Annotated in this window: 10 protein-coding genes and 1 pseudogene; 3 read left to right on the forward strand and 8 right to left on the reverse strand. The window is 44.0% G+C overall.

From position 1 onward, the window contains the following. Positions 1 to 488: 488 nt before the first annotated feature. From hemG to FKQ60_RS14080, 3 genes are read right to left on the reverse strand one after another with little or no spacing between them, the layout of a single operon-like run. Complete coding sequence (hemG, locus tag FKQ60_RS14070) at positions 489 to 1,001, reverse strand: menaquinone-dependent protoporphyrinogen IX dehydrogenase (RefSeq protein WP_004397522.1); 513 nt, start codon at positions 999 to 1,001, stop codon at positions 489 to 491. A 21-nt stretch (positions 1,002 to 1,022) separates the two neighbouring features. Beyond that, on the reverse strand, positions 1,023 to 2,480 hold the full coding sequence (locus FKQ60_RS14075) for a TrkH family potassium uptake protein (RefSeq protein ID WP_004397523.1): 1,458 nt from the start codon (positions 2,478 to 2,480) through the stop codon (positions 1,023 to 1,025). Between the two features lie 30 nt (positions 2,481 to 2,510). After that, on the reverse strand, positions 2,511 to 3,134 hold the full coding sequence (locus FKQ60_RS14080) for a YigZ family protein (RefSeq protein WP_004397524.1): 624 nt from the start codon (positions 3,132 to 3,134) through the stop codon (positions 2,511 to 2,513). A 219-nt stretch (positions 3,135 to 3,353) separates the two neighbouring features. Between FKQ60_RS14080 and fadB the strand changes: the two genes are divergently transcribed. Together fadB and fadA are read left to right on the forward strand one after the other, a co-directional pair. Further along, entirely contained in the window at positions 3,354 to 5,525 is a 2,172-nt protein-coding gene (fadB, locus tag FKQ60_RS14085) for a fatty acid oxidation complex subunit alpha FadB (RefSeq protein ID WP_154169723.1), read from the forward strand. Between the two features lie 27 nt (positions 5,526 to 5,552). Continuing rightward, positions 5,553 to 6,716: an acetyl-CoA C-acyltransferase FadA gene (gene fadA / locus FKQ60_RS14090; protein ID WP_154169721.1), complete on the forward strand. Its 1,164-nt coding sequence runs from the start codon at positions 5,553 to 5,555 to the stop codon at positions 6,714 to 6,716. A 49-nt stretch (positions 6,717 to 6,765) separates the two neighbouring features. Here the strand turns inward: fadA and punR are convergent, their stop codons facing one another. Next, positions 6,766 to 7,674, reverse strand: coding sequence for a DNA-binding transcriptional activator PunR (gene punR, locus FKQ60_RS14095; RefSeq protein WP_154169719.1), 909 nt, complete (start codon positions 7,672 to 7,674; stop codon positions 6,766 to 6,768). A 155-nt stretch (positions 7,675 to 7,829) separates the two neighbouring features. Between punR and punC the strand changes: the two genes are divergently transcribed. Continuing rightward, complete coding sequence (punC, locus tag FKQ60_RS14100; RefSeq protein WP_004397528.1) at positions 7,830 to 9,032, forward strand: purine nucleoside transporter PunC; 1,203 nt, start codon at positions 7,830 to 7,832, stop codon at positions 9,030 to 9,032. A gap of 66 nt (positions 9,033 to 9,098) precedes the next feature. Here the strand turns inward: punC and glmU are convergent, their stop codons facing one another. From glmU to atpD, 4 genes and pseudogenes are all read right to left on the reverse strand, one after another. Beyond that, positions 9,099 to 10,457, reverse strand: coding sequence for a bifunctional UDP-N-acetylglucosamine diphosphorylase/glucosamine-1-phosphate N-acetyltransferase GlmU (gene glmU / locus FKQ60_RS14105; protein ID WP_170906667.1), 1,359 nt, complete (start codon positions 10,455 to 10,457; stop codon positions 9,099 to 9,101). A 163-nt stretch (positions 10,458 to 10,620) separates the two neighbouring features. Then, a pseudogene (locus tag FKQ60_RS14110) lies at positions 10,621 to 10,794 on the reverse strand (transposase); the annotation flags it as partial. 47 nt (positions 10,795 to 10,841) lie between these two features. After that, on the reverse strand, positions 10,842 to 11,267 hold the full coding sequence (locus FKQ60_RS14115; protein WP_040905769.1) for a F0F1 ATP synthase subunit epsilon: 426 nt from the start codon (positions 11,265 to 11,267) through the stop codon (positions 10,842 to 10,844). A 24-nt stretch (positions 11,268 to 11,291) separates the two neighbouring features. Next, on the reverse strand, positions 11,292 to 12,695 hold the full coding sequence (gene atpD, locus FKQ60_RS14120; RefSeq protein WP_154169713.1) for a F0F1 ATP synthase subunit beta: 1,404 nt from the start codon (positions 12,693 to 12,695) through the stop codon (positions 11,292 to 11,294). Between the last annotated feature and the right edge of the window lie 11 nt (positions 12,696 to 12,706).

Genomic DNA, 12,706 nt, shown 5'->3' on the forward strand with positions numbered 1-12,706 from the left:
ATACTGACTCTAAATTACCTAGCTCCTATAAATAGAAGCGTAATTCAAAGCTATTATCGCTCCAACAGAACGATAATGAATTGACTGTGCCGATAGTGCTAAAAGCGCTATCAATTTGGTCACTCAGTTCATTGAAACCGAAGTGCTTATTGCTAAGCATTTTGATTATCATCAACGAGTGCCCACACAGATTGATTGGTTTAAATTGTTAAAGAACGCTTCATAGTTAACTTAGTCAACTCGGAAGAGGCAGCTATTTTAGCGAGATAAACTTTCGTGTCAAACACTTTTTTTCATTTATCTTTTCAAGGTAAAAACCTTTTTAAAACAACTTACTGACTGGCTTAATAATTTAAGCTTTACCTTGTCAGCGAGGCGGAATTATAGAGATCAACATCACATTGGCAAGCACTTTTTTGAACTTTTTTGCCAATCAATAAACAAGCGTACAAAAACAAAGCAAACAGAACAAAACCAACCATATTTCGTTACATCTGATTAAACTGATTAGCGAAATTAGTCACCTTTTGCCAATTTGTGTACTCCACCTCTTTCGTAGTATCCGTTTCTCCACCAGTTAAACTCATAATAAAGCGAATCATCATCTTATCGAACAGACCATAACGCGGATAATATAAAGCACCAGCAAAAACACCGATCAAACTCGGCTTCCAAGGCGATTTTTTTAAGAAGGTTTGAATATAAACACTCCCTTCAGGAGTATCTTTACCTTGTTGTTCTTTGCGAGCCGTAAGATTAACGCAAAAAAAAGCGCACTTGTTTTGCTGTAAATAACTCTGGTTCGCTGCTATGAATGAATAAAGCTGAGGATTCAATCGACCATAACGAATGGATGCGCCAATAAGAACTTTATCGTAAGTTGATAAGTCTTCTGCAGTGTAGTCTTGTAAGTCCTGAATCTCACATTGGCTACCAACAAGCTTATTAGCGATAAACTGGATGATTTTCTTAGTTTGTCCTTCACGGGACGAATATAACATCAATATTTTCACGAAATCCCCTTAGCTACGCCAAAAAGTAGGCGTGAGTAAAATAAGTAATGTGAATATCTCTAGTCGACCAAATAGCATAGATACGATCAGAATCCATTTAGCCGCATCGTTAATATCCGCAAAATGAGACGCAACCTCGCCAAGTCCTGGACCAAGATTATTTAACGTCGCGGCTACCGCAGAAAAGGCGGTTAATTCATCGATTCCAGTAAAGATTAACGCCAACATACAGACCACAAATACTAAAGCGTACGCAGAAAAAAAACCCCAAACGGCATCAACAACCCGTTGTGGTAGAGCGCTATCACCTAACTTGATCGGATAAATAGCCCTTGGGTGCACCAAACGCTTCATTTCACGTGCACCTTGTAATGTTAATAAGAACACTCGGATCACTTTCATCCCGCCGCCTGTCGAACCAGCGCAGCCACCGATAAAAGAAGAAAATAATAATAAAACCGGTAAAAAGAGCGGCCACTCAGAAAAACCCGTCGTCGTAAAGCCAGCGGTAGTGGATATAGAAACCGTTTGAAACAGCGTTTGATCAAAAGCATGGTATAGCGAGTCATAACTATGATGCTTAAGAATGACCAGAAAACAGATGATAAATAAAATCACTTGGATCAGGATAAAAGCTCGAAACTCCCTATCAGCCCAATAATATTTAGGATGAACGCCTCCTGTAGCAAAGGCGGCATAGTGAAGAGTAAAGTTACAAGCAGAAATGAGTAAGAAAATTACGGTGATCAGATTAATCGCATAACTGTCAAAGTATCCGATACTCGCATCATGGGTTGAAAAACCACCAATCGCAATGGTTGAGAAGCTATGACATATTGCATCAAACAGCGTCATACCAGCAAACCAATACGCTGCCGCGCAAGCAATAGTTAGGCTTAAATAGATATACCATAAGGCTTTCGCCGTTTCAGCTATTCGGGGGGTAACTTTATTGTCTTTAACTGGGCCAGGAATTTCTGCACGATAGAGCTGCATTCCCCCAATCCCCAACACTGGTAAGATAGCCACAGCGAGAACGATGATCCCCATTCCACCAAACCATTGTAAAAACTGACGATAAAAAAGAATCGCTTTAGGCAAATCGTCAAGGCCAACAATCACCGTTGCTCCCGTGGTCGTTAAGGCAGAGAACGATTCAAAAAAGGCATCGGTTACAGACACATTTGGGTTGTCCGCTAATAAAAACGGCAGTGCTCCAGCACTACCAATAACGGTCCAGAATAAAACAACAATCAAAAATCCATCTCGTGCTTTTAACTCATGGCGATGGTGGCGATTAGGCAGCCATAGCAAGCTCCCTAAAATAAAAAGCACGAAAAAAGTAGAGACAAAAGGCACCCCGGCACCATCACCATAGATTAAGGCAACAGAAGCCGGTATCAACATAGACACACTAAACAAAGCGAGCAATAGCCCGACGATTCGAATAATTGAACGAAATTGCATAAAAAATGACGAAGCTCTGCTTCTGACTTCCTAAGTATGTTCTATGTGAGTAACAAGAATTTTAGCACCACTCTTGTTAATAATATTTTGTGTAAAATCATTCAGATTACCCCAAGGTAACTCCATGATAATCTGAACATTATCATGGTACTGAGCTTCAACCTGTTTGGCTTCATACTCATTCATGATCGATTGAGCTAAGGCAATAAAACTGTAGTCTAACGTTAGCAATACTTTTGTGGTGATTTTTTTCTCATTTATTTGAAGCTGCTTAAGCGCTTGCTGTACCCCGCCACCGTAGGCTTTTACTAACCCTCCTGTACCAAGCAAAATACCACCATAATAACGTGTGACGACAGCGGTAATTTCTCCAATTCCAGAACCTGATAATTGTGCAAGCATCGGCTTACCCGCCGTACCAGAAGGTTCACCATCATCACTAAAGCCCCATAACGTTGAGTTTTCAGGCCGTCCTGCGATAAATGCTGAGCAATGATGTCGCGCATCGGGATGCTGTTGCTTAATAGAAGCAATAAATGCCTTAGCTTCTTCAACTCCAGAGGTATGAGTAAGATAAGTAAGAAAGCGGCTTTTTTTTATCTCTTCCTCAAACAAGCAGGCCTCTGCTGGAATAGGATAAGACTGAACGTTCATAACTCAATAGTCGATCGTAAAAAGGTGACTTAGTGTATCACGAACGTAACAAAAGTCGGCTCGGATTGGTAACAAGCGCACAATGTTAAACACTTGTTTAAAAAATGTATTGAAATTAATCTATCTCCCGTTCAAACTGAAAAAACTGGTCAAACCAGAACATTAATACCACAACACTCTCACACGCAATCGCCGGATTGTATGTCACGGAGATAGACAATGATTTACCAAGCCAAAACCCTACAGGTAAAGGAATTGCAAGATGGTATCGCAGAGCTGAACTTTTGCTCTCCTGAATCCGTCAATAAACTTGATCTAGCAACCCTTACCGCACTTAATGAAGCTCTAGATGCTTTACACCAGCACTCTGGATTAAAAGGACTGATCCTGACTTCAAATAAACCTGCTTTTATCGTCGGTGCTGATATTACTGAGTTTTTAGGTTTATTTGCGATGCCTGATGCTGAGCTTGATCAGTGGTTAGTGTTTGCTAACACTATCTTTAACAAATTAGAAGACCTACCAGTCCCAACCTTATCTGCCTTAACAGGTTTCACTTTAGGTGGTGGCTGTGAGTGTGTACTTGCTACTGACTTTAGAATCGGCGATAAGACAACCAGCATTGGACTACCAGAAACCAAGCTCGGGATCATGCCTGGATTTGGTGGAACCGTTCGCCTACCACGTTTGATTGGCGCTGACAGCGCAATGGAAATCATCACTCAAGGTAAAGCCTGCCGAGCTGAGGAAGCGCTTAAGTTAGGCTTACTTGATGCGATTGTCGACAGCGATAAGCTACTTGAATCCGCACTCAATACCATCACTCAAGCGATTAATGAGAAAATTGACTGGGTAGGACGACGCCAACAAAAAACGTCACCGTTAACCTTAAGCAAAATGGAAAGCATGATGAGCTTTACCATGGCAAAAGGTGTTGTTGCTCAAGTCGCTGGTAAACATTATCCCGCGCCAATGACCGCAGTAGTTACTATTGAACAAGCCGCGCGTAGCTCACGCGATGAAGCACTGGATATTGAACGTCAGCACTTCATCAAATTGGCGAAATCAACCGAAGCTCAAGCGTTAGTGGGGCTCTTTTTAAATGATCAACACATTAAAGGATTAGCGAAACAATCGGCTAAATCAGCCAGCCAAGACACCCAACGTGCAGCTGTATTGGGTGCCGGCATTATGGGAGGCGGTATCGCTTACCAATCTGCCAGTAAAGGTGTGCCAGTCTTGATGAAAGATATCGCTCAGCCTTCACTCGACCTAGGCATGACCGAGGCTTCTAAACTACTCAATAAGCAACTAGAACGCGGTAAAATTGATGGCTTTAAAATGGCGGGCATTCTTGCTTCCATCACCCCAAGCTTACATTATGCGGGTATAGAACAGGCCGATGTGATTGTTGAAGCAGTAGTCGAAAATCCTAAAGTTAAAGCAGCGGTATTGAGTGAAGTTGAAAGCCAAGTTTCGGATAACACGATCATTACGTCCAATACGTCAACTATTCCGATTAATTTGCTCGCCAAATCACTGAAACGCCCAGAAAACTTCTGTGGTATGCACTTTTTTAATCCTGTGCATCGTATGCCATTAGTTGAGATCATTCGTGGCGAGAAAACCTCTGACGATACCATTAATCGCGTTGTCGCTTATGCGGCCAAAATGGGTAAATCGCCAATTGTCGTTAATGATTGTCCGGGCTTTTTCGTTAACCGTGTTCTGTTCCCTTACTTCGGTGGTTTCAGCTTGCTATTACGTGATGGTGCTGATTTCACCCAAATCGATAAAGTTATGGAACGTCAGTTTGGCTGGCCAATGGGACCCGCGTATTTACTCGACGTGGTTGGTCTTGATACCGCCCATCACGCACAAGCGGTCATGGCAGAAGGTTTTCCTGAACGAATGGGTAAACAAGGCCGTGATGCGATCGATGTTCTTTATGAAGCCAATAAATATGGCCAAAAAAATGGTCATGGCTTCTATAGCTACTCGATAGATAAAAAAGGCAAACCGAAGAAAAACTTCTCGGATGAAATTTTACCTCTTCTTGCTGACGTCTGTGCCAACCCACAGCCTTTTGAAGCTCAAACGATCATTGAACGCATGATGATTCCGATGATCAACGAAGTCGTGCTATGTCTAGAAGAGGGAATTATTGCTTCTCCTCAAGAAGCCGATATGGCCTTGGTCTACGGTTTAGGATTCCCTCCATTCCGTGGTGGGGTTTTCCGCTACCTCGATACCATCGGTTTAGAGCAATACATTGCGATGGCCAGACAGCATCAGCATTTAGGCGCGATGTATCACCTACCACAACTGTTACTGGATATGGCAGAAAAAGGGCAGCGCTTTTACCCCATCCCTGCTCCGGCTTCTTTATAAACAGTGATTTGGAAAAGGAATAACAAAATGAATACTGTAGTGATTGTTGATTGCCTTCGTACGCCAATGGGACGTTCGAAAGGCGGAGCATTTCGCCACCAGCGCGCTGAAGATCTCTCGGCTCATCTGATGAAGGGAATATTGGCTCGTAACCCACAAGTCAATCCGCAAGAGATCGAAGACATTTATTGGGGCTGTGTACAACAAACCTTAGAACAAGGGTTTAATGTCGCTCGTAATGCCGCCTTACTTGCTGGCCTACCGATAGATATTGGCGCGGTTACCGTCAACCGTTTATGCGGTTCATCGATGCAAGCTTTACACGACGCAGCACGAGCAATTATGGTTGGTGATGCGGAGATCTGTTTGGTTGGTGGTGTTGAGCATATGGGTCATGTACCGATGAATCATGGTGTTGACTTCCACCCTGGTTTATCAAAGAACGTAGCCAAAGCCGCCGGTATGATGGGCTTAACCGCAGAAATGCTTGGCAAGCTGCATGGCATAAGCCGTGAGCAACAAGATGCTTTCGCGGCTCGTTCTCATCAACGCGCTCAAGCCGCAACCGTCGAAGGCCGTTTTAAAAATGAGATTTTACCAACCGAAGGTCATAGCGCAGATGGAACCTTATTTACGCTAGATTATGATGAAGTCATCCGCCCAGAAACGACGGTTGAAGGTTTAGCAGAACTGCGTCCAGTTTTTGATCCCGCCAATGGAACTGTGACTGCTGGCTCTTCATCTGCTCTTTCTGATGGCGCATCGGCTATGCTGATCATGAGTGAAGCCAAAGCTAAAGCCTTAGGACTGACCATTCGCGCTAAAGTCAAATCAATGGCGATTGCCGGTTGCGACCCATCGATTATGGGTTATGGACCAGTACCCGCGACCAAAAAAGCGCTGCAACGCGCTGGACTAACAATGGCTGATATCGATCTCGTCGAGTTAAATGAAGCCTTTGCCGCCCAATCTCTGCCTTGTGCGAAAGATCTTGGTTTGATGGATTTAGTCGATGAGAAAGTCAACTTAAACGGTGGTGCGATTGCTTTAGGCCATCCTTTAGGCTGTTCAGGAACCCGTATTTCGACGACATTGATCAACCTCATGGAAGAGAAAGATGCTAAATATGGTCTGGCTACGATGTGTATTGGCCTAGGTCAAGGTATAGCAACGATTTTTGAACGTCCATAACACGTTGATTTATGTTTGAAGAGCCAGTTTAATCACTGGCTCTTCTTTTTTAAGCGTCAGTTTTTAACCAATCGCGATGTAACTGCTCACTATCACCTAAATAATCTACCATCCATTCAATTAATTGATGGTTCTCATCTTTACGCCACACTAAGCAACATTGACTTAATGGCTTATTATCAGGGAGATCTTTAGCAATTAACTGACCAGAAGACAGCAAAGGTTGAGCCATATGACTGGGCATAAAACCTACCCCTAATCCTTTTTTTAAACACTCCTTCGCACTATACCAATTGGGTAGTAAAAGACGTCGCTGCTTTGGATAATGCCCTGTATGACGCTTAGGTAATAGACTGGAAGTATCATCCAAACAAATCGCAGGATATTGGCTCACCAGTTCTTCAGTTAACATATCGACATCTGCACAAGGATGATCTGGGGATAGCACGAACACCCAATCTAATAATCCCATATCGCGCACTTCAAAATCCCCACCAACAGGTATTGCGGAGGTCGCCCCAATCACAATATCTGCCCGGCCTTGAGAAATCGCCTCCCACGATCCATTAAACACTTCCATATTGATTTGTAGCTCGGCAAATTCAAACGTTTGATAAAAGTTCTCAACCATAGGTTTGATGCAATCAAGCTTGACGACATTATCTAGCGTCAATTTAAGGGTTTTTTGCCATCCGTGTGCTGCTCTTCTGGTTTGAGATTTAATCTCTTCCATTTGCCGCAACAAATGGCGAGCTTCGACCATAAAAAGCTCACCAGCACTGGTTAATTCCACTTTTCGCGGTAAACGACGAAATAAAATCACCCCCAACTCCGTTTCGACTTGACGAACCCCATAGCTGATCGCCGAGGGAACTTTATGCAAGACCTCTGCTGCCGCAGTAAAACTGCCTAATCTGGCAACGGTATCAAGCATTTCCAGAGATGATTTAGAGAACATAGCCAACCCACCAATCAATTTTTTTGAACGATAACCAATAAATTTCGCGTTTTATTTAATACAAAATAATCAATACAATAAATAACCATAGAGAACATAGCTATCAATAGCAAACAACAAGAAAAAATGAATTAATTTTTTTGATAGGAATAAAAATGAAAGTCTCACCTTTACAACTGTTTTACTTATCAGCGCTATCGATGCTCGGCTTTATTGCTACCGATATGTATTTACCTGCCTTTAAAATCATGGAACATGATTTTGCGACAGGTCCAGAGCAGATCGCGCTGTCTTTGACGGTATTTTTAATGGGGATGGCGATCGGTCAACTTTTATGGGGCTTAGCCTCCGATAAGTTTGGACATCGTAATACCTTAATTGTCGGACTGGTGATTTTTACCATTGCTTCTTGCGGCTTAGCTTATAGCGAAGAAGTATGGCAATTGCTGAGTTTACGTTTTGTCCAAGCGATTGGGGTTTGTGCACCAGCGGTTATTTGGCAAGCGATGGTGATTAAGCGTTACCCGAGTCAAGTTAGCCAACAACTTTTTGCAACGATAATGCCACTAGTCGCATTATCCCCTGCGCTAGCACCACAATTGGGAGTGCTGCTCGCCAATACCTTCGGCTGGCATAGTATTTTCTTTACGCTCACTCTGATGGGGATTGCTCTGGTCATCTGTACGGGTTTACAAGACAACGTCAAAGGTGATCCGAAAACAACATCGATTGCCGAAGATATCAAATATCTTTTCCAAAGTCGGGCTTATATCGGTAATGTGATGATGTTTGCTTGTGCTTCTGCGGCTTTTTTTGCCTATCTAACCGGAATGCCAGAAATCATGGCACAGCTAGGTTATGAAGCCAAAGACATTGGGATGAGCTTTATCCCACAAACTATCGCGTTCATGGTTGGGGGTTATATTGGTAAAAAATCCGTCAACAAATATGGGGATGAGAAAGTCCTTAAGCAACTACTCGCCCTATTTACCTTATCATCGGTACTGATATTTGTTGCATCGCAGTGGACACTCACCTCTATTTGGCCAATCTTAGCGCCTTTCTGTTTGATCGCTGTAGCGAATGGTGCACTTTACCCAATAGTAGTTAATCGTGCACTATCGAGCGCAAAACATAGCCCAGCTACTGCCGCGGGTATGCAAAATAGCCTGCAAATTTGTGCCGCAAGTTTAGCCAGCGCTTTAGTCGCTACATTAGCAAGTCAAGCTCAAGTGGTTACTGGCGTCGCAATTATTATTTGTATGTTTGGTCTTTGGGTCGGATACATCATTGCTAACCGACACTTAAGCCAACAGTTTACCACGCCGGATAACTCTCGCGTTGTGCGCGATAAATAGCGACGTAAACGAAGTGCAAAAACACCATCGCCCGCATAATGCGGGCGATGGTGTTTAGAACACGGTTTATTTTTTCACAGGCCGTGACCACCCAGAAATTTTCTTTTCTTTAGCGCGAGTAATCACTAACTCACCAGCGGCCACAGGCTTAGTCAGCGTGGTTCCCGCACCAATCGTTGCTCCATCCGCTATCGTAACCGGTGCAATCAATTGGCTATCTGAACCGATAAATACGTCATTGCCAATAATCGTTTTATGTTTATTAGCCCCATCGTAATTACAAGTAATTACCCCTGCCCCAATATTAACCCGCTGCCCAACCTCGGCATCCCCTAGGTAAGTAAGATGATTGGCCTTTGAGCCTTCACCCAAGCGAGCATTTTTCATCTCGACAAAGTTACCGACATGGGCATCATCACGCAGTTCAGCGCCGGGGCGTAAACGGCTGAATGGACCGACGGTACAATCTTCACCGACCGTTGCACCTTCAATAATGCTATAGGGACGAATTACTGTATTATCATCAATCTCACAATCAATAAGGATTGAACCGGCACCAATCACAACGTTATTGCCTATCGATACCTGACCTTCGATCACGACATTAACGTCAATTTCGACATCAACCCCACATTGCAACTCACCGCGCAGATCAAATCGTGCAGGATCGCGCAACATCACGCCTTGCTCAAGCAACTTATTAGCTTGGCGAGCTTGGAAAGCACGCTCTAAACGAGCAAGTTGAATGCGATCATTGACACCTTCCACTTCAATTGAACTGACTGGATGTACCGCTTCAACCGCCCGCCCTTCATCATGAGCAGCGGCAATCACATCCGTTAAATAATACTCACCCTGAGCGTTATTCTTATTAAGCCCTTTTAACCAGCGTTTTAAATCTCCACCAGTGGCAACCATAACACCCGTGTTGATCTCTTTAATTTGTTTTTGCTCTTCACTGGCATCTTTCTGCTCAACAATCGCCACCACTGGGCCGTTCTTACGGACAATACGTCCATAGCCCGTTGGGTTATCGAGAACCACCGTCAACAGCGCAATACCACCTGTTGGTTGAGCTTCAAGTAAGCTTTCTATGGTTTGTTCCGAGATCAATGGAACATCACCATACAAAACCAAGATTTTCTCATCGTCTCTAAACTGATCCGACGCCTGATCCACCGCGTGTCCAGTGCCGAGTTGCTCTGCTTGCAAAACCCAGTTAACGGGCTCATCGGCCAGAACGTGTTGCATTTGCTCTCCACCATGCCCATACACCAAATGGATATTGTGTGCTCCAAGATTATGGCAGGTGCTAATCACATGTTTGACCATGGGCTTTCCTGCCAAAGTGTGCAGCACTTTAGGAATATGGGAGTGCATACGGGTGCCTTTGCCTGCAGCAAGGATCACAGCGCTAAATTTCATCGGATACCTATGACGTTATATAAAATATGGCTCGCATTTTAGCGGGTAACACGAGACGTGTTAATTTTCTAGTGCAAGTTTTTGATAAAAAACCAGTAAAAATCCGCCTTCTTAGAAGGAGGCTTTGGTTTACAGCCCCCTGAAAGGGGGCATACTCGCGCTGTTAGTTCATCTTCAACTCTAACAGCGCCTCATATTCTTGATCTTTCTTGTCTTGGTGTCTGACGTACCGTCTGATGATTTCTTCATTTACGCCAACCGTATCAACAAAGTAACCTCTTGCCCAAAAATGATTCCCCCAGAGCTTCTTTCTTATGTGAGGGAATTTGTTAAACAAAAAGGCGACCAGAAGGTCGCCTTTTATGATTACGTACTGAAAAGAGATCAGCGACGCTTTCTTATTAGATCAATGACTCGTAACTGAGCAATCGCTTTAGCCAGTTCACTCGATGCCTGCGCAAAGTTCACATCACCATGATTGTCATTTAGCAACTCTTCTGCTGAGCGTTTCGCTTCAGCCGCTTTTGCTTCATCAAGCTCTTCAGCACGAATCGCAGTATCTGCTAAAATCGTTACATCATTCGGTTGAACTTCGAGTATGCCACCAGAAAGATAAATAATTTCTTCTTTACCTTTTATGGTCACAATACGCACCATCCCCGGTCTGATGTAAGTCAGTAAAGGGACGTGTCCTGCTAAAACGCCTAAATCTCCGCTTTCACCCGAGACTTGAATAGACCGCGCCCAACCGGAAAAAATCCGCTTTTCAGCACTGACTACATCTAAGTTAAAGGTTACTGATGCTGTCATAAAGCCTCCTTGGAGATTTGAGCGTTATAGCTTCTTGGCATTCTCAAGTGCATCGTCAATCGTACCGCAGTACATGAACGCTTGCTCTGGAATGTCATCATAATCGCCAGCTAATAAACCTTTAAAGCCACGCAACGTCTCTTTCAGCGATACGTAAACACCTGGGTCACCAGTAAAGACTTCCGCTACGTGATAAGGCTGAGTTAAGAAACGCTCAATCTTACGCGCGCGAGCAACCACTTGCTTATCAGATTCAGACAACTCGTCCATACCCAAAATCGCAATGATATCTTTAAGTTCTTTATAGCGCTGTAGCGTTGACTGAACACCACGAGCGACATCGTAATGCTCTTGGCCAACCACCAATGGATCCAACTGACGAGACGTTGAATCAAGCGGGTCAATCGCAGGGTAAAGACCCATTGCCGCGATGTTACGGTTAAGTACTACCGTTGCATCCAAGTGAGCAAACGTCGTCGCTGGTGACGGGTCAGTTAAGTCATCCGCAGGTACATAAACCGCTTGTACTGAAGTGATAGAACCCGTCTTCGTTGACGTGATACGCTCTTGCAGTACACCCATCTCTTCAGCAAGCGTTGGTTGATAACCTACCGCAGAAGGCATACGACCAAGCAGTGCCGACACTTCTGTTCCCGCCAGGGTATAACGATAAATGTTATCGATAAACAGCAATACGTCACGACCTTCATCACGGAATTTCTCCGCCATGGTCAAGCCAGTCAAAGCAACACGTAGACGGTTACCTGGTGGCTCGTTCATCTGGCCATAAACCATCGCTACTTTTGATTCTTCTGGCTTTTCGATGTTAACAACACCCGCTTCCTGCATTTCATGGTAGAAATCGTTACCCTCACGAGTACGCTCTCCCACCCCAGCAAATACAGAAAGACCTGAGTGTTGTAGTGCGATGTTATTGATAAGCTCCATCATGTTAACGGTCTTACCTACACCAGCACCACCAAAGAGACCGATTTTACCGCCTTTAGCAAACGGACAAATCAAATCAATTACTTTTACACCAGTTTCAAGTAGCTCTGTCGAGTTAGATTGCTCTTCATAACTTGGCGCTAAACGGTGAATAGAGTAAGTCTCTTCTGCACCAATTTCTCCGCGCTCGTCAATCGCATCACCGAGTACGTTCATGATACGACCAAGGGTTTTAACCCCTACTGGTACTGATATTGGACCGCCAGTATTTTCAACTGTCATTCCACGACGTAAACCATCTGAGCTGCCCATTACAATACAGCGAATGATACCACCGCCTAACTGTTGTTGAACCTCAAGAACAAGACGCTCTTTTGAGTCTTGAACGTTAAGTGCATCATAAACGCTAGGCACTGAGCTCTGTGGAAACTCTACGTCGACTACCGCACCGATGATCTGTACGATCTTACCTGTAGCCATCGTTAATCCTC

It is taken from the genome of Vibrio sp. A11 (assembly GCF_013048705.1).
Classification (GTDB): Bacteria; Pseudomonadota; Gammaproteobacteria; order Enterobacterales; family Vibrionaceae; genus Vibrio; species Vibrio metschnikovii.